Genomic DNA, 19,191 nt, shown 5'->3' on the forward strand with positions numbered 1-19,191 from the left:
ATCTCACTAAAAGTGCCTAAAAAGAGCTATTTTGCGTGTTTTACCAGTTAAATTTGTAAAAGTATTAATATGTCGATTGAAGAAAGAATGGATAATAGTGGAGGTCAGGATCCTTACGAGAATTTTCGAGTATTGTTGCAACAATCTATCAAATTTCCATCTAAATATACCTTTAAGTTCATCATTCAGGCAGATGAAGCAAAAATCGAAATGCTTAATTCAATCTTTGTAAATAAAGGTGCCAATATCACGGCTAATAATTCATCTACCGGAAAATATAAGTCATTTACTGTAGAGATAAGAGTTAAAGATGAAGAAGAAGTGATTGGTTATTATAAAGAAGTTTCAAAAATTGATTCTGTAATCATGCTATAGACAGTATAAATGATCTGTTTTAAGAATTTGTGCTTTACTGTTAGTTTTGTAGATTGCTATAAATCTATCTAGCCAATATTGCTTAAGACATCTTATGAGAAAGTTTTTGCTTTTTTTACTGGTGGCTCAACTACCGGTAAGGTTTTCATCCGCGCAGGCCAATCAATCCCAAATTAGCGATAGCCTGAAAATTTATGATAAAGTCCTCACTCCCAATGAAATGCAGAATGATTTGCGAATTTTTCGCAGCATTCGGGAAGAGGCTAATTCGGGTTTATATCGTTATCGTACCAAAAAGCAGATCGATAGTATCTTCAAATGGGCAGGCAGCGAGGTGAAAAAACCGCTGAAAACTACCCAATTCTTCAAAATATTGTTACAATTGACTGATTTTGAAGGAAGTTGTCATAATTATACAGAAGTAGGAAAGGACTTATTGGATTTCCTGAACCGTCAGCCTGGTTTCTTCCCATATGACCTGAAATATCTGGAGGGCAAGATTATCTTCAATCATCAAACAGCAGCTATTCCGGCAGGTTCCCGAATTCTCAGCATAAACGGAGTTCCTGATACTAGCCTGATGCAATCCTTTTACAAATATTATACGGGAGACGGCTATACGACAACACAGAAATTGTCGGGCAGTATTCAACGCTCATTTGGAATGCGTTATTTGATCGAATACGGTATCCATAATAGTTTTACAGTCACTTTTACTCCACCTTATTCAAAAGAAGTAAAGACAGTTACACTTCCTGCAGTTATGCTGGATAAGCGTAAGGAGAACTTACTGAGTCGCTATAGCGCAAGTACAGACAGTATCATCGACTTCAATGTACAACCTAAGTACAGCTTCCGCATGATAGATTCCACAACCGGGTTACTTAGTTTCCGCATCTTTAGTATGGCCGACAATGCAGATGATCCGAATTTCCCGGTATATGTAAAATTTATTGATAGTGTGTTTCAGGTACTCGACAGGCAGGCTATTCCCAACCTGATTCTGGATATCAGAAGCAATCCCGGAGGTAGCGATCCAACATTCGAGCAACCTATGATGTATCTCACCGGACATCCGTTTAAGGAAAATACGACTGCCTATATCAATTTTGACAGAGATACCATTCCATATATAAAGTATTTCTGGGGCGTTAGTACTTCCGCTAAAATGACGCCGGAAGAACTGGTGGCAGGCCGGCAATTCCTCAAAGAAAACTTTCTGCCCTACAGTAAGGGCAAAAGCGATCAGAATCCTGAATTCAACCCGGTATACAATGCAAAACAACCGGGCTATAAAGGCCATCTGTATATGTTGAGTGATGAGAATACGGCATCCGCAGCCTCACACCTGGCATCGCTGGTTAAAGCATATGGAAGAAATACTACTGTAGTAGGTGTTGAAACAGTAGGAGGGTATTATGGGCATAATGGCCATGCTCCTCTGGTATATGAACTTCCTAATTCAAAGATTAAAACACAGTTTTCAATTGTATATGTAGTGCAGGATGCACCTGTAAAGCCCGATCAGCCAATCGGAAGAGGAATTATTCCTGATTACGAAGTTTGGCCCACATTTGTGGATTTCATGAACCATAAGGATACTCAGATAGAATTTGTTCTTAAACTTATTAGAGAAAAGAAGTAGTATTCAGCTTTAATTAGTAAATTAAACCGAACAATTAACCTTATTTGTATATGTTGTCACAAAGAATGAAAGATGCGCTGAATAAGCAGATATTGATGGAGGCCCAATCATCACAGGCTTATCTGGCTATGGGTAGCTGGGCCGAAATTCAACCTGGATTAAAAGGAGTAACTAAGTTTTTCTTCAGGCATAGTGATGAAGAAAGAATGCATATGCTGAAACTAATCCATTTTGTGAACGAACGGGGTGGGTTTGCCGTAATACCGGCATTAGAACAACCAGTAATGACTTTCGTATCATTAAAAGCTGCCTTTGATCAATTATTTAAGCATGAAGTTAAAGTGAGTGAAAGCATCAACGATCTTGTTGAAATTGCATTGTCAGAAAAAGATTATGCCACACACAACTTTTTACAATGGTTTGTAATGGAGCAAATGGAAGAAGAAAGACTGGCCAGAGATTGTAATGATAAACTGGAAATGATCGGTGATGATAAGAGTGGTCTCTACTTATTTGACAGAGATATTATGACTATGGATCAGGAGTAAATACAAGGGGCTTTGGAGAAATGAAGAATAAATGGTCAATCATCCTCATCAAATGATAGTTCTCCTTTAGGCAAAAGAATACCAAAAGTAGTTCCTTTACCTGTAAGGCTTTCAACCTGAATGCTACCATTATTTAACTGGGTAAACTCATGACTTAGAAGTAGCCCTAATCCAAAGCCTCGTTCTCCCGCCGTTCCATAAACCGGCTGCTGGGAAGTAGTGAACAATGACTTAATCTGCCGATTACTCATTCCAACCCCCTGGTCGCTGATCCGAATTGAAATTTTATCTCCCAGGTCTTCCGTCTCAATAGTCACCTGGCTACCCTCGTTGCTGAATTTCAAGGCATTACTAAAAAGATTGCGAATTATTACGGCTACCTGGTCGCGATCTGCTTTAATGATATGCTCACCGGAGCTTTCTACCTTTACAATAATTTTCTTTTGCTTAATAGCCAGGTCAAAGAAAATCAATACTTCATCAATAATAATAAAAATGCTAAAGTTGGTAGGAATGGTTTGTATTCCTTGCATGCTTCTGCTACTCCATCTTAAGATATTATCCAGTGAGCTACCAAACTGAGAGATTTTTTCCTGCAAAACGTGAATAGTATCAGCCATATAGGTATTATCCACCAATCCATGGTGGAACATATCCAGTACTCCTTCCAATGTGGCCAGTGGGCCCCGGATGTCGTGTGCCAATATGGAGAAAAGCTTTTCCTTATCCTTATTCATGGCCAGTAAGGCTTGCCGCTGGTGTTCTATCGATTTTTGGTTCTCCGACTGTACAATTTTAAAGAAGATCAGGTTTCCTATTATGCACAAAATAGCAACAACAATATTTGACCAGACCTGGTATTTGGTTACCGGAGCTCCTAATAGTGCTGGTTGGGGAAAGAGTAATACTACTGAGAAAGCAGCAATAGCATGGCCTCCGAGGCATATCACTATCCACCATTTATCATAAATGAGAATAATAGCTATCAGCAATAACAATAAATAGTACTCTGCTCCATTATGAAAATAAAGCCCGGAAACTGTATAAATAATAATACTGCAACTAATAAGTACAAGTCTGGCGCTCAGGTACTTTCTATATTTATGCAATACCAGCAATACAGTGGTAGTGCACATATTCAGGAGGTTGAGGCCTGCAAGTGCATATCGTTTATTAACGATATTGATAATGAGGTAAATAAACATCAGAAATGTTCCGGGAACAGCCATCAGGTTTAGCAGTTTGGTACGCCTGGACTCCAGATATGGCATCGAAGGATAAATTCCCACATTAATGATATTATTCCAGCCTATTGCAATGTACTTGAATAATAATTCTCTCATCTACATTGTTGTGTTATGCAGTAGCAGATCTACTAATTTTTGCCCGTTTTTGAGAGGGAACTCAAATATTTAATTTTTTTATAAGTGTTTGTAAGTGGCAATATATAAGACAACGAAGCTAAGTATATTCCGTTCAAATATGAAATTTGGAGGAATAAGGGAGAAAAGCCGGTCCAGGAAAGGATACCTACCGGTTATTATGGGATTCTGATCAATGGGGCTAAGACAGGTATTAGTATTTTAAAAAAGAGCCATCTACGGTAAGCAGATGGCTCCTGAAAAATTCACTATTTAAAGGTTTTAATTTGTAGAGTGTAGTTAGAAACATTATCAGCAAATCCATTCACTCCCGGCTCATTCATCAGAAAAACTTCATGGTTGCTCTGAAATTCACATTTTACCCATCTGTCATTGGTACTCATAATAACTGTTCTGGATAAATCGACCTGTGGACTAATAGTTCCCAGGTAACGGCCGGATGATAATCTCGTCCAGGTAATTGAAATATCTAAGGTATTTTCTAAAATATTACTTTGCGGAGCTGCTGTTCCACTTTGATTAATAATAGCTGTATAGGATAATGCCGAAGAGCAAATAAAGGAAGTAGCCGTAACTTCGTTAGTATCTAAAATGCCATCTTTGTTCTTGTCTGTTCCGGTTTCTATTCTGTATCCGCCATTAGGACAATTACTTCCGGGTTTTTCTTCCTTCACATTAATTAAAGTACCTGTTTCATTATTATTACCATTACAGATAAAAGATGTGTTGGTAACTTCGCTATTATCTAAAATATTGTTGTCGTTTATGTCAATTCCGGTTTCAATTTTATAACCACCACTCTGGCAGTTAGTACCAGCTGGTTCAACAGTCGTTTTTATTAAACTGCTATGTCCTTTAGGCCTCTGGTCTTTTTTGCAGGAGAGGATAAAACTAATCGACAATAATGCGATAAAGGGCAGAAAATAGATTTTCATGGTATAAGTAGTATTTGTTTAAAATGATTGCCATTAGCTTATCTAGAAGTCTGTATGGGTTATTAAAGGTCTAATTGCAATGTTGGACTTATGGGTTATGTTGAATTTGTTTAAATAATTGATTTTAAGGTATTTATATCCGATTTTTTATAGGTTAATTATAAACGATATTTCGTATAGTTGATACAGTGAGGTGTAATGTAGCATTAGTCTTTATTAATACAAATTATTAATAAAGTGTTCGGGGTCTGATGTTGTTGGCCAGTTATTTTTAGCATAACCAAAACCTTGATGATATACTCGTAAAAACTAAAGAGGCTGCATCATTAATTATGATACAGCCTCTCTGTTTAGTATTAGACAAACAGTGCTATATGTTTATCAATTCTGCGTTGATTACTTTTGATACAGCCTTTGGGTTTTAAGCGTAGTGAAGTTTCTACCAGGAACTGCGCATTAATCCGTTCAATTTGTAATAATTTTCGAGGTGCCGGGTAACAATCTGTTCGCCCGCACCAACCTGAATCATGTTATCACCATCGGCACCATAACCACCAAGGGCTGCTGAACGTACATCAGGAATATATCCCGGCCATTTTCCGCCAGTCCAGGAATATCCAAACATAAATCCACTAACAGAAGCAAGTTTCATTTTATCCTTCCAATCGAGTTGAAACTGTACAAACATTTCTCCTGGGCAGACAGCTATGGAGATATTATTGTTGATAAGCAGGGTCATAAGATGTACATTGAATGTACGTTTTGCATCATATCTTCCTACAAACTGCAAAGAATCTACTTTGTATTTTATATCTGTTTCTGCAATAGCGGGCATACTAATGTTTTTCGCCAGTTTTACCACTTCCCAGGCCAATAATTCGCCTGTACGCTCCATAGGTGCGTAGTCTGTTGGGGTAGGGTCGGTTGGGCCACCTTTACGTGGACTAATCATTAAAGATTCTATATTACCGCCACCGCCATTTACAAACAGGCAGTTTACTTTGTCTCCGAATGCCGCTTCCACTTTGCGGGAGGCCACTCCGGGATAATCGGCCGAAACGGCGTAATTAAAGCAAACGATATCTGCATGCATGGCGTAGTTCATGATAATAACCTTAGGGTTATCTTTCATGTCGGTAATTTTAAGCACACCTAGTTCAGGATCCACAGGGCCAAATGGAATCCGCTCGGGGTTTTCTCTGCGATAATGCTCATCTGCTACCCACGATTCACGGGCCCGGCCATCTTCACGAACAATCAGTCGATTGAAGCCAAGCTGAGGAAAGGTGCTTTTTCCGGCGGCTATTTTTGCCGGAAACATATGAGCTACCGCTTCTCCAATAACTTTCATGATTTGTGCCTCATAATAAGGCTGGAATGGGCTGCTTTCAGATGCATTGATCTTGTTATCCACCATCGGAGCCGAATGGTTATGCGAAGAGCTAAGAATTACTTTCGAAATATTAAATTGTTGTTTGCATAACTGCTCTAAACGCTCACTGGTAAAGATGGGCAGATCCAGCGATACAAATGCAAGCCGTTGGCCATTTAAATCGAGTACCAGGCTCCTGGCATAAACTGAATCATGGATAAGCTGATCTGTTTTAGGCGTAATGTTGATCCTGCTGGTTCCTGCCATTAATTTACCATTCTCAGCAAAGCCTTGTGGGATATTGATAACGGTAGAAAATAAGGTGGCAGCAATAAATACTTTCCTGGAAAGTAAGGCATGGAAGTGCTTTAAAAAAGTAATCTTCATAACTTTTTAAATTGGACGAGTGTGCGTGGAATAAATAATTGAGCAATAAAAATAGCTGGTAGCCCCGATAATTTTCAATTTTCCTTGCTGAGTGAGAATATAGTATCAGGATTCAAGAATTTGTTATTATGAACCGGAATAGCTTCAGAGGTGTTTTCTTATTTGAATATTCATAAATATGAAAAAGCTTATTGTATTTGATCTGGATGGTACCATTGCTGAGAGTAAATCGGCTATCGATACTGAAATGGCTGGTTTAATAAATGAACTTCTGGGAATCATTAAAGTTGCTATCATTTCCGGTGGGAACTGGCCGCAGTTCGAAAACCAGGTTTTGGCAAATCTCCCACAAAGTGAAGCATGGACAAATCTTTCTTTATTGCCTACCAGCGGTACACAGTTCTATGAAATCAAAAGTCTGACTACCGGTTGGGAACAACTTTATGCCGAAAATTTTACCGAAGCCGAAAAGGAAAAAATAGTCACAGCTTTAAACGCCGCCATTAAAGCAACCGGATTCGTAGTTGCCAAAACCTGGGGCGAACAAATTGAGGATCGTGGCAGTCAGATTACCTTTTCGGCATTAGGACAGCAAGCTCCATTGGAAGAAAAAAGTAAATGGGATCCTGATAGCGCTAAGCGAAAACAAATCAAAGCAATTCTCAATACTACTATTCCCGAATTCTCCGTCAATATTGGAGGCACAACTTCAATTGATATTACTAAACCAGGAATTGATAAAGCTTATGGAATAAGAAAACTCAGAGATATTTTAGGTATTGCCATAGAAGATATGATCTTCGTGGGAGATGCAATTTATCCCGGTGGAAATGATTACCCGGCAAAGCAGGCCGGCGCCTTATCTATTGAAGTGAGAGACCCACATGAAACCAAGCGGGTAATTGAAACTATTATTGCTTGTATGAAATAGGAGGACTAAGGTTTGTTGCCCACTTTTAGTAAGGATCTATTGATTTCTGCTAATAGTTCAGGAGCTGGATTAATTCCCTTTAACTTATTGAGTTTTTCATCAATGGTTAGGATGACTTCTTGCTTTGAGAATTCACTTTTTATTTTGATTGTTTTCTTTTTCATATAGGTAATATTATTTTGTTTTACATTTAATTAAAAAACCGATTGCTGCTTTATTCGATTGAAATGGCAAAAAATCATCGCTCACCTTAATTAAAATATCAAACATTGATTCGAGATATTTTATATTGCTATTTATAATCATTCGATAGAGCCTTGTCCTTTCAATTGTACTTCCTTTAAAATAAATACTTCTGTATGGATATTTTTTTAAATAAAGTTCAATTGCCTGAAATACAGTACCTAGGATTTTATTTCTATCTCCATTGCCACTAATGGAGAAAATATCCAAATCACCATTTTTGTCAATATCGCCAAAGATCAAACTAACAAGATTTAATTGTTCTGTTGGTACAAAGATAATTCTTTTTAAAAGAACCCCTCTGGTTCCAATACTGAAAAATTCAAGGATGCTTAAATCATCTGCCACAGTCAGATTATTATAAACTTCGTACCTCATAACTCTTATTTAAATACTCCAAAACAGCATAAGGACCAAAAGGTACTTAGAATAGCATTGTTTATAATAATCACTTTTGTTCATTAAAAGTTTTGTAAGAATGATTTCATTCATTGGAAATTAATTCACATTATTTCATTCATTTTCTATTAATCGTGTTACTTTATTTATATAAATAATGATTCCAATTATCTAAAATTGATCCAATTTGATGCATAATTGAGACGTTTTGATGTACCAACATTCCATGATTGTCGCATATTCGCATTTGCTTTAAAAATGAGAATCTGAGTATAGTTATAAATTAAAACTGAACAAAAATTAGATTATGACAATGTTGGTTAATCGGTGCTGCCGGATCACACTTATTCTTGTATGTAGTTTCATGCTTGCTGTTACTTCAAAAGCACAGCAACAAAAGGCTCCCAGCTATCCACTTATCACTCATACTCCCTATTTTAGTATCTGGAGTAGTACTGACAAGTTAAACGAATCTGTTACAAAACACTGGACAGGTGCAAATCATTCCTTACTTGGTATTATTAAAGTAGACGATTCATATTACCGCTTCCTCGGAAAAGAAACAGATGAATATACCACCATTATACCTGCGGCTGATGAACAGGTATATGAAGCAGCTTATACTTTTGATAAGCCCGATAACAACTGGTTCGAATCCGGATTTGATGATACAAAATGGAAAATCGGAAAAGCCCCATTCTCCGACGATAATAAAGCAAACACCAGCTGGAATACTGATGATATCTGGATCAGAAGAACATTTACACTGAATGAAGGAATCGACCTTAATAACCTTTTCCTACGAATCAATCATGATGATAATATTGAAATTTATCTGAATGGTCAACATATTTACCACAAACAGGGTTGGGTAAATCATTACACATATCTGAACCTTTCTGAACAGCTGAAAGCCAATCTGAAAACAGGTAAGAATGTGCTGGCATTCCACGTACACAATAGTGCGGGTGGCAGATTCCTGGATGCAGGTATCTCAAAAAGAGTGGAAACTCCGGATAACAAAATGATTCAGACTGCAACGCAGCAAGATGTTGAAATAAAGGCAATGGAAACGGTTTATCATTTCACCTGCGGAAAAGTAGACCTTGAACTTACGTTTACTTCTCCATTATTGTTAAAAGACCTTTCATTGCTGTCTACTCCGGTGTCTTATATCAGCTACCAGGTTAAAGCTAACGATGGTAATAAACACAACGTTGCTGTATTCTTAAGTGCAAGCTCAGATATCGCTACTAATTTACCGGGTGAGAAAGTTACAGTTCAAAATACTACCAGTGGTAATTTAAAATTATTAAAAACAGGAACTGTTGAACAACCCATTCTTAAAAAGAAAGGGGATGATATACGGATCGACTGGGGATATTTCTATGTAGGTGCTTCTAAAGGCTATGCCCAGCAATTTATTTCTCAGGATGAAAAAAGTGCAATTCATCAATTTTTATTCAACCAATACCAGGGTCCATCTACCAAAGCCGGTACTGGTCTGGCATTGAACACAGTTGTTTCCTTCGGTCAGGTTAGTGACGAAGCGGTAAATAGAGTAATGTTACTCGGATATGATGAAGTTTACGCCATTCAGTATTTCAACAAAAATCTTCGCCCCTGGTGGAATAAGGACGGGAATCAACGTTTTGATGTGCTGATGAACAAAATGGCCGCCAACTATGATGTAGTATCCAAGAAGGTAAAACAGTTCCAGGATACTGTGTATACAGATGCGCTAAAGGCCGGTGGATCAGCATACGCCGATTTATGTAAGCTCATTTATCGCCAGAGTATTGCTGCGCATTCGTTGGTTGAAAGTCCTCAGAAAGAAATATTATTCCTGTCAAAAGAAAACTTCAGCAACGGATGTATCGGAACGGTGGACCTGACCTATCCTTCGGCCCCTTTATATATTGCCTATAATCCTGATCTGGAAAAAGGGATGATGAACGGTATTTTCCATTACAGCGAGAGTGGCAGATGGACAAAACCTTTTGCAGCCCATGATCTTGGTACTTATCCAATCGCAAATGGTCAGGTATATGGTGAAGATATGCCGGTGGAAGAAGCTGGAAATATGCTGATTCTTACTGCTGCCATCGCAAAAGCAGAAGGGAATGCAAACTATGCCCGCAAACATTGGAATACTTTGACAACCTGGGCTAAATACCTGGATAAAGAAGGATTCAACCCGGCTAACCAGCTGTGTACAGACGATTTTGCCGGTCATTTAGCCGGTAACGTTAACCTCTCTGCCAAAGCAATTATGGCATTGAGAAGCTATGCTTTCCTGGCAGAAAAGTTAGGAAATAAAACCGAATCGACCTACTATCTCGGCCGTTGTCAAACTATGGCTAAAAACTGGATAGAACTGGCAAATGGAGGTAATCATTTCACTTTGTCGTTCGACCTTAAAAACTCCTGGAGCCAGAAATATAACCTGGTTTGGGATAAAGTATTGGAATTTAATCTTTTCCCGGAAAGTGTTTTTGATACGGAAATCAACTATTATCTTTCCAAACAGGAAGCATATGGTTTACCGTTAGATTCCAGGAAAACATATACCAAATCTGATTGGATAATATGGACAGCTGTAATGAGCCGCAACCAGTCTGATTTTGAAAAATTCATTCTTCCACTCCATAAATATATGTCTGAAACTCCTAGCCGTGTTCCGATGAGTGATTGGCATGAAACTACAAACGGAGAACAGGTAGGCTTCCAGGCAAGAAGTGTAGTAGGAGGTTATTTTATGAAAGTATTACAGGATAAACTGAATAAATAATTGTAGTTTAAAAAAGTAGTTAGCCTGGTATATATTTGTTCTTAGGAGCAATATACCAGGTTAATCGCTTTAATGCCCTGTTTAAATTAATACCTATCCAACTGGCTATGCACAAAAGATTATTGATTGTATTGACAATACAACTGGCAGTAGCAAACGCTTTCGGCCAGCGTACTGCCCTTGCAGATTACGTAAATACCCTTCAGGGAACAAATTCCAGTCATGAACTGACAAGAGGTAACACTTATCCAACTACCGCATTGCCATTTGGGATGCATACCTGGACTCCACAAACCGGGAATAATGGAGATGGATGGAAGTATCAGTATCATAAGAAAAGTATCAGAGGATTTCAACAAGCGCACCAGTGCAGCTCCTGGTCGAACGACTATGCCGTATTTTCACTGATGCCGGTAATTGATAAGCTAACAGTAAATGAGAATGAACGGGCTACCGGTTTCGAACATACGAATGAAGTTGCTAAACCATATTATTATAAAGTAACGCTAAATAACAATATCACTACAGAAATGGCACCGGTAGAGAGGGGAGCACACCTGCGTTTCTCTTTCCCTAAAGGACATGATGCATTTCTGGTGCTGGATGGCTATACAGGGTTAAGTGGGGTGAAAATTTTCCCTGAAGAAAAAATGATCACAGGGTTTGTAAACAACGGAAGAGGATTTCAGAAAGGCTGGAAAAGCTATTTTGTATTGGTATTTGATGCACCGTTTACTGCTTACGGCACCTGGGATAATACCAATGGCAATACTCAACCGGGCAAGCAGGAAATTGAAGGAAAAGGGGCAGGTATCTACCTTCAGTTTAAAGAAGGAGCTGCTGTACAGGTAAAAACCGCATCTTCCTATATCAGTGAAGAACAGGCTAAACTTAACTTAAAGCGTGAGTTAGGAAAGTATAGGAACTTGGAACAAACCAAAGCAGCTGCAAAAGATATCTGGAACAACCACTTATCCAAAATCCTTGTTGAAGGCGGGTCGGAAGAAGATAAAGCTACTTTTTATTCCTGTTTCTTCAGAGCAAGCCTCTTCTCCAGGAAGTTTTATGAAGTAGACAAAGACGGAAAACCATACTATTTTAGCCCGTATGATGGTACTGTACATGATGGATATATGTTTACAGATACAGGATTCTGGGATACATTCAGAGCTCAGTTTCCGCTGAATGCCCTGTTATACCCTGAAATGCACGGACGCTATATGCAGGCCCTGCTGGCGGCATATAAACAATGTGGCTGGTTACCATCCTGGTCTTTCCCGAATGAGCAGGGGAGTATGATCGGAAATCATGCAATTTCTCTGTTGTCGGATGCCTGGGCCAAGGGTATTCATTCTTTCGATCCAAAAATTGCGCTGGAAGCCTATTCTCATGAAGCCAATAACAAAGGGCCCTGGGGGCCGGCAAATGGGAGAGACGGATATCAGGAATATAACCGTTTAGGCTATGTGCCGTATCCTAAGTTTCATGAGGCTACTGCTAAAACCCTGGAGTATGCGTATGACGACTTCTGTGCCTACAACCTTGCCGTTGCTACAGGTCAGGAAAAATATGCAAAGGAGTTTGGGCAAAAAATGCTGAACTACAAGAATGTATTTGATAACAGTACTGGATTTATGCGCGGAAAGGATGAAAATGGCAACTGGATTAAAGACTTTGATCCGATAGAATGGGGAGGACCCTATACTGAAGGTAATGCATGGCATTGGTTATGGTCTGTTTTTCATGATGTGAAAAACCTTAGTAAGATGTTGGGGGGAGATGAAGCTTTTTGCGCCAAACTAGATGCCGTATTCACAGAACCTAACAACGTAAAGGTTGGAACTTATGGTGGAATGATTCATGAAATGACGGAAATGGTAATGGCAAACCTGGGCCAGTATGCCCATGGGAATCAACCTATTCAACACATGGTATACCTGTATAATTATGGCGGACAGCCCTGGAAATCTCAGTTCCACGCAAGAGAAGTAATGCGGAAGTTGTATAACTCAACTGAAGATGGGTATCCTGGAGATGAGGATCAGGGCCAAACTTCTTCCTGGTATGTGTTAAGCGCTTTAGGATTCTATAGCGTATGCCCGGGAACGAATGAATATGTATTTGGGAGTCCGGCATTCAAAAAAATCACTATTTCGCTGGAAAATGGGAAAAAGTTCGTGATCAATGCCAATGGCAATTCTGCTGAAAATGTTTACATGCATGGTGCTGCATTGAACGGAAAAGCTTACACTAAAACCTTTATCACATATCAGGATATTGCTGCTGGCGGTACTTTGTCGTTCGACATGAAGAAGACTCCCGACCTTACAAGAAAACTGCAACCGCAGGATTTGCCTTATTCAATTTCTAAATAAGGTGCAGTAAGTTGTAAGATTGTGTTTTATTGATTAATTTGTATCTGGTAACTATGCCTGTACAGCCAAAATCAACATACCACCCGAATAATAAAACACAAGATGGAAGGGATCAGCGAAATTCTGAAAAAAACTAAGTCGAGCATCCTGATCATTGATGACAGCGATGATATCCTTGATTATCTGTCGCATGATCTGGGAAAAGAGTATAAAGTACATACTGCTAAAAACGGAGAGGCTGCCCTCGCCCTTTTGCAGCAGGAGTTTGTACAGCTAGTGGTGAGTGATGTAATGATGCCTAAAATGGATGGATTTGAGCTTTGTGAAAAGATTAAATTCACGCTGGAACTTAGTCATATTCCCATTATTTTACTAACGGCTAAGAATACCTTACAGGCCAGGATTCAAGGTCTGAAGGTGGGTGCTGATGCCTATATAGAAAAGCCCTTTTCATTGGATCATTTATATGCGCAGATAGAGAACCTGTTGGCAGGAAGATTAAAGCTGAAAGAATGTTATGCCAAATCACCTTTGGTGCATATCAACAGCATCGCCCATACCAAAATGGATGAGGCATTCGTGGAACAGCTCGTAGGTGTTATATTGAAGCATCTCGATGAAACAGAACTGGATGTAGAACGGCTTAGTTTACTCATGAATATGAGTAAACCCACCCTTTATCGTAAAATAAAATCAATCTCCGATCTTTCTCCTCATGATATTATTAACCTTACCAGATTGAAAAAGGCTGCAGACCTGATCAACTCCGGTAATCACAGGGTAAATGAACTGGCTGAGGAAACAGGCTATAATTCTCCCGGCCAGTTCAGGAGAAATTTCTATAAGTATTTCAATATGTCACCTTCTGAATATATCGACAAGGTTACAATGCGTATTCACGACTAAATTGAGTCATAATCTTTCAACTGCGGTAATGTGAGTGTAAAAATATTTAACTCGCTGTCTGTACTGTATTCGAGGCTTCCCTGATGCAATAAAGTAACAGACCTGGCCAATGATAAGCCAATACCTGCACCGGAAGTGATAGTGTTACCCGCCCTGTGAAATGGCTCGAAGATGCCTGATCTTTCAATTTCAGGAATTATTTCACCGTCGTTCAAAACTTTTATAAGTGCCAGTTCTCCGGCTAAAGCAGATTCAATACTAATTGTAATTTGTGAATCGCAATATTTGATAGCATTATCTATCAGGTTACTAATAATTTTAATCATACCATCTTCATCAATATTACAAATGATTACAGGTGTCTTGTATTCCAGTTTAAATGAAATCTTTTTTATGTTGATAGCAGGCTGAAAGTTATTAGAAACTTCTTCTATAAGAGGTATAATATTTTGGGCACTTAAATGCAGGGAGTAATTTCCTGATTCTACCACCCTGAAATCCAATAGTTGTTTGGTTAAGGTCAGTAACCGATCTGTATTTTTATTCATCACCATTATCTCATGTTTCAGGTCTGGTAAGGCCTCTACATTTTTGATAATCTTACTCATTGGCATTTTGATCAGGGTAAGCGGAGTTTTTATTTCATGCGCCACTTTCGTAAAGAAGTCGATTTTCGATTGATAGAGCTCTTTTTCCTTGTTTAAGGTAAAGATCTCCATCAGTCTTTGTTGCTTTTCCGTATAACGATCATGATAATACCTGGTGATCATATAAAGTGTTGCGAGCGTAATTAATGTATAAATTAAATATGCCAGGTTGGTTTTCCAGAATGGTGGTGTTATCTCTATGCCGAAGGCAGTATCATTTGTAATCCATAATCCGTCACTGTTGGTCGATTTTATTTTGATGGTATAGTGACCGGGGGATAGATTGTTGAAGTGGATAATTTTGTTTTTGTCGATATAATTCCAATTCTTATCAATTCCTTCCAGCATATATGCATATTTCACATTGTCGGGGGCTGTATAGGTTAATGCAACAAAATCGAGACTGAATGTGGAGTTGTTATATGGCAATTGTATTTTGTTTTCTTTCAGAAAAAGATAATCAAAAGGAAGATGGCGTGAATTGATATTTATATTTTTATTGAATACCTGTAATTGACTGATATAGATTGGAGGTATATAGTTTGTAGTCTTGTAGCTTTCCGGATTGAATCTTATCAGGCCTTTAAGGCAACCAAAATAGATGTTTCCATCGCTATCCCGGAAAGAAGACCGGTGGTTAAATTGGTCACTTAATAATCCGTCGCTCTGTTTAAAGGATTTAATCTGCTCTGTTTTTCTATCGATATACGCCAGACCCATAGAGGTGGATGCCCATATATTATTTTGATCGTCGGTAACCGTACAATATACAATGTTACTGGGAAGCCCGTTAGCGGTATTATATACCCCGACAGTATTGGTGGATGGATCGAGGTTGTAAAGTCCGGCTTCCGTGCAAACTAAGAGGTGATGATCCGAATCTTCCTGGAAGTTCAGGATCTTGGTTTTATCGAATGGGTCATTGCCTTCAAGTGAAGCGGATAATTTCTTTATTCTATGTCCTTCATCAATATAAAAAATACCATTGGAAAGAGTGCCCAACCAAATCCTGTTTTTGCTGTCCTGGATTATAGCCGAATAAAATTCATCTTTTATCAGGTCTTGCAGGTATTGAAACTGACCTGTTTTTTTATCAAAATTATAAATGCCATTGGAAGTACAAACCAATATTTCTCCGGAAGCTGTTTTGCAGAATATATTAATGTAATTACTGTTTAATCCATTATTAGTAAAGGCTAAATAATGTTGTTTGATTTTATGAGTTTTTAGATCAAAAACATAAAGTCCATCTTTAAAAGTTCCAATATATAAGTTATCGTTATCGGCAAGTAAGCCATGGATGTTATTGGGTAAACCGGAAGTATTTTTGTTTTCACTATTATAATTAATGAATGTTCTTTTAACCGGATCAAATACAGCTATGCCTTTGTCTTCTGAGCCAATCCATAATTTACCGTATTTATCCTGAACGATTTCCCGGACTACATTTCCCTCAAGTGAAAGGTTGCTAGAGGTTGGAAAAAATTTTTCAAAATAGATAGGATGATTTGCATAATAGTTAATACCCCCAAAAAAAGTTCCCAGCCAGATTCCGCCTTCACGGTCTTTACAAATAGAGTAAATAGCATTATCTGTCAGGGAATATTGATCATGGTTGATCTTATAAATATGTTGTATGTTTTTGGTTTGCGTATTGAGTATATATAATCCTGACTCTGTGCCTATCCAGAATTCGGAATTATTTACTTTGAGTAAACTTCTTACAAATATTTGCTGGTGCCTGGCTGCCGGAAGGTTTATTGTCATCCATTGTTTTTCGAGTAAATCGAATTGCAATAATCCTGTTTGGGAGGTACCGATAAGTAAGCATTCATTTTCCTTGTCTTCACAAATAGTTTCTATAGTGTTGGCTATTCTTGCAACAATTGGCGACGAATAAAATGTGAAATTATTGTTATCAGCATTATATTTTGCCAAAATACCATCGGCACAACCTAACCAAAGTGTACCATCTGTTGACTTATAGAGCGTTGTGATATTTTGCAAAGTTGGTTTGTAATAGGAACTGATTTGTTGGCTTTCTGTATTGTATTTATGAAGAATGGTACCTTCAACGAACCAGATATTGTTATGATCATCGGCATGAATTACCCTAACCAGCTGCCCTTTGGTTTTGGGTAACCTTTTAAAGGTACCATCATTATTATCTAAATAGAATAAACCTTTAAGTGTTCCAACCCATAATGTGCCATTAACGTCTTCATATATGTGATAAATCGGATTGTTAGACATGGTGTTACTTGAATCTTCGTTGATTCTGAAAATCCTGAAGTTATAACCATCAAATCTATTTAGTCCATCTGGTGTACCAAACCACATAAACCCTTTTTTGTCTTGCAGTGAAGTAATTACTGAATTATTAGACAGGCCGTTTTCAACTTCATAGTGCCTGAAATAAATAGATTGTGCGCTGTTCCTTTCAAACAGCATAAGAATCATTATAGTACAGATAAAATATCTGAATACTAAAGTGGAATTCATAAGGTCCTCGTTTTACTAAAATATATCAACAGTTTGTCAGTCAGGTATTGGTTTCTTGGGCTGCGTTTAGCAGTCAGTATGATTTTGGTTCTTATGAATTATTACACAAGTTCAATGCATTATTCATCAGAGTCTTCTGAAAAATATCAAAGAACTAATTTATTTGGCACTCCGGCAATAAGAGGGAAGAGGAATGAGAAAGAATGATACAATATAGACCTTTTTTGATTCAAAATTGAAGCATGGGTTTTCCGGCGCAGTGTAATTTTACCGGTAGTAAATACAGAATGATCAGGATTTATTGATGTGCTGTTCCTGATCGAAATTAGTTCCATTTCAACTAAGAGAATAGAATCCATTTTATCAACTACAAAATAGGATGTAAAGTGTCAAAGATCCTTTATGCTTTGAATTTTTAACATCACAACACGTTATGAATAGAATCCTAAAAGGGCTTCGAAGAAGCCTTCCCATTGCCGTATTCGGCACTATGCTTTTAGCTGCCTGTTCCAAAAAAAAGTCTGCTGAATCTGATGCTAAATTTGATCCATCACAAGCTGTAACAGTAGAGAGATTTACTCCCGATAGTGGCGGTGTTGGTACTCAAATGATCATTTATGGAAGCAACTTTGGAAATGAAACTGGTATTGTAAAAGTATTTATCAATGATATACCCGCACCTGTTATTGGAGTAAAAAACACTGCAATTTATGTTTTGATCCCTTCTCAGGCCGGAGAAGGAAAAGTGAGGGTTCAAATAGGTACCGGAAGTAATGCAAAAGAAGTATTAACTACCAGCTCCTTCAAGTACATCTTCAACTCTGTAGTAGGTACCCTTGCTGGTTTTACAGATAAAGCTGGTAATACGGCGATTGTAGACGGGGATATCAGCAAAGCCCAGTTTGAAGAGCCATATTGGTTGACCTTCGACCAGCATAAGAACCTTTACCTGCTGGAAGAATACCGGGGATTAAGGTTTATCGACTCTGCACGTACCTACGTAAAAACCTTATTCCGAGCTGGAAACGGGTTAGACAGGCCAAGAACTCTGGCATTTAATCCTACTTACGATACATTGTATGTAACGAATGACCAGTGGGATGAACGTGGATTGAGTACTGCTATCCTTACTCCGGAATCTGGTTTCACCAAATGGAATTCCCTGATTTTTTCACAAACAACAAATGGTGGAGATGCCAACCCTATAACCGGAGATTTCTTCTTCAATTCCTATGCAAAAGGAGAAATGTTCAGATGGGATCGGCAAACCAAGTCTTCAAGGCTGATGTATCGGGTAGATGATGTGAACTGGGAGTTTAATATCCAGTTTGCACCAAGCGGTGATTTTGCCTATATCGTTGTGGTGAATCAGAGTTATGTACTCAGAACCCGCTACAATAAGGCAACCGGTACGCTGGATGCTCCGGTACATTTTGTTGGTGGCAGAGGGCAGCACGATTACCGCGATGGTGTAGGTGCTGATGCCAGATTCGATCATCCGCAACAGGGAACCTTTGATAAAAACAATAATTTTTATCTGACAGATGTCATGAACCACTGCATCCGGAAAATTACACCTGAAGGTGTAGTAAGCACCTTCGCCGGTCGCCCGCGTGAATATGGTTATACCGATGGGCCATTGCGTAAAGCCCAATTCGACAGGCCACAAGGTATCGTTTACGACGAAGCTGCCGGTACCTTTTATGTAGCGGATCAGAAGAACCGCAGGATCAGAACAATATCTGTTGAATAA

At 38.5% G+C, this 19,191-nt stretch carries 14 protein-coding genes; 8 read left to right on the forward strand and 6 right to left on the reverse strand.

The genetic code is table 11. The features are described from left to right. Positions 1–69: 69 nt before the first annotated feature. The 3 genes from DVR12_RS02430 to DVR12_RS02440 all read left to right on the forward strand — a co-directional run bounded on the left by DVR12_RS02430 (position 70) and on the right by DVR12_RS02440 (position 2,568). Complete coding sequence (locus tag DVR12_RS02430) at positions 70–375, forward strand: HP0495 family protein (protein WP_116973858.1); 306 nt, start codon at positions 70–72, stop codon at positions 373–375. Positions 376–469: 94 nt separating this feature from the next. Further along, entirely contained in the window at positions 470–2,020 is a 1,551-nt protein-coding gene (locus tag DVR12_RS02435) for a S41 family peptidase (RefSeq protein WP_116973859.1), read from the forward strand. Between the two features lie 50 nt (positions 2,021–2,070). Continuing rightward, on the forward strand, positions 2,071–2,568 hold the full coding sequence (locus DVR12_RS02440) for a ferritin (RefSeq protein WP_116973860.1): 498 nt from the start codon (positions 2,071–2,073) through the stop codon (positions 2,566–2,568). A 35-nt stretch (positions 2,569–2,603) separates the two neighbouring features. On the opposite strand, the gene DVR12_RS02445 is transcribed toward DVR12_RS02440, so the two are convergent. The 3 genes from DVR12_RS02445 to DVR12_RS02455 all read right to left on the reverse strand — a co-directional run bounded on the left by DVR12_RS02445 (position 2,604) and on the right by DVR12_RS02455 (position 6,644). Next, positions 2,604–3,911, reverse strand: coding sequence for a sensor histidine kinase (locus DVR12_RS02445; RefSeq protein WP_116973861.1), 1,308 nt, complete (start codon positions 3,909–3,911; stop codon positions 2,604–2,606). Between the two features lie 287 nt (positions 3,912–4,198). Continuing rightward, positions 4,199–4,885, reverse strand: a complete 687-nt coding sequence (locus tag DVR12_RS02450; protein WP_116973862.1) for a DUF7151 family protein — start codon at positions 4,883–4,885, stop codon at positions 4,199–4,201. Positions 4,886–5,324: 439 nt separating this feature from the next. After that, positions 5,325–6,644: a neutral/alkaline non-lysosomal ceramidase N-terminal domain-containing protein gene (locus tag DVR12_RS02455; protein WP_116973863.1), complete on the reverse strand. Its 1,320-nt coding sequence runs from the start codon at positions 6,642–6,644 to the stop codon at positions 5,325–5,327. A gap of 178 nt (positions 6,645–6,822) precedes the next feature. On the opposite strand from DVR12_RS02455, the gene DVR12_RS02460 reads away from it, so the two are divergent. Then, the gene (locus DVR12_RS02460) at positions 6,823–7,575 is read left to right on the forward strand and encodes an HAD-IIB family hydrolase (protein WP_116973864.1); all 753 of its coding nucleotides are present in this window, start codon (positions 6,823–6,825) and stop codon (positions 7,573–7,575) included. 5 nt (positions 7,576–7,580) lie between these two features. Here DVR12_RS02460 and DVR12_RS27530 read toward each other — a convergent pair whose 3' ends face one another. Further along, positions 7,581–7,739: a hypothetical protein gene (locus tag DVR12_RS27530; protein WP_158563184.1), complete on the reverse strand. Its 159-nt coding sequence runs from the start codon at positions 7,737–7,739 to the stop codon at positions 7,581–7,583. Between the two features lie 10 nt (positions 7,740–7,749). Beyond that, positions 7,750–8,196, reverse strand: a complete 447-nt coding sequence (locus tag DVR12_RS02465) for a DUF6934 family protein (protein WP_116973865.1) — start codon at positions 8,194–8,196, stop codon at positions 7,750–7,752. Positions 8,197–8,524: 328 nt separating this feature from the next. On the opposite strand from DVR12_RS02465, the gene DVR12_RS02470 reads away from it, so the two are divergent. The 3 genes from DVR12_RS02470 (at position 8,525) to DVR12_RS02480 (ending at position 14,289) form a co-directional block, all read left to right on the forward strand. Next, on the forward strand, positions 8,525–11,008 hold the full coding sequence (locus tag DVR12_RS02470; protein ID WP_233522114.1) for a glutaminase domain-containing protein: 2,484 nt from the start codon (positions 8,525–8,527) through the stop codon (positions 11,006–11,008). A gap of 107 nt (positions 11,009–11,115) precedes the next feature. Continuing rightward, a complete protein-coding gene (locus DVR12_RS02475) occupies positions 11,116–13,383 on the forward strand; it encodes a GH92 family glycosyl hydrolase (RefSeq protein ID WP_116974235.1) in 2,268 nt (755 codons plus the stop codon). A 102-nt stretch (positions 13,384–13,485) separates the two neighbouring features. Beyond that, a complete protein-coding gene (locus tag DVR12_RS02480) occupies positions 13,486–14,289 on the forward strand; it encodes a response regulator transcription factor (RefSeq protein WP_116973866.1) in 804 nt (267 codons plus the stop codon). Here DVR12_RS02480 and DVR12_RS02485 read toward each other — a convergent pair. Beyond that, on the reverse strand, positions 14,286–17,438 hold the full coding sequence (locus DVR12_RS02485; protein ID WP_116973867.1) for a ligand-binding sensor domain-containing protein: 3,153 nt from the start codon (positions 17,436–17,438) through the stop codon (positions 14,286–14,288). The genes DVR12_RS02480 and DVR12_RS02485 overlap by 4 nt on opposite strands. Positions 17,439–17,871: 433 nt before the next feature. On the opposite strand from DVR12_RS02485, the gene DVR12_RS02495 reads away from it, so the two are divergent. Next, complete coding sequence (locus DVR12_RS02495; protein WP_116973869.1) at positions 17,872–19,191, forward strand: IPT/TIG domain-containing protein; 1,320 nt, start codon at positions 17,872–17,874, stop codon at positions 19,189–19,191.

The organism is Chitinophaga silvatica, assembly GCF_003419895.1.
GTDB lineage: Bacteria > Bacteroidota > Bacteroidia > Chitinophagales > Chitinophagaceae > Chitinophaga > Chitinophaga silvatica.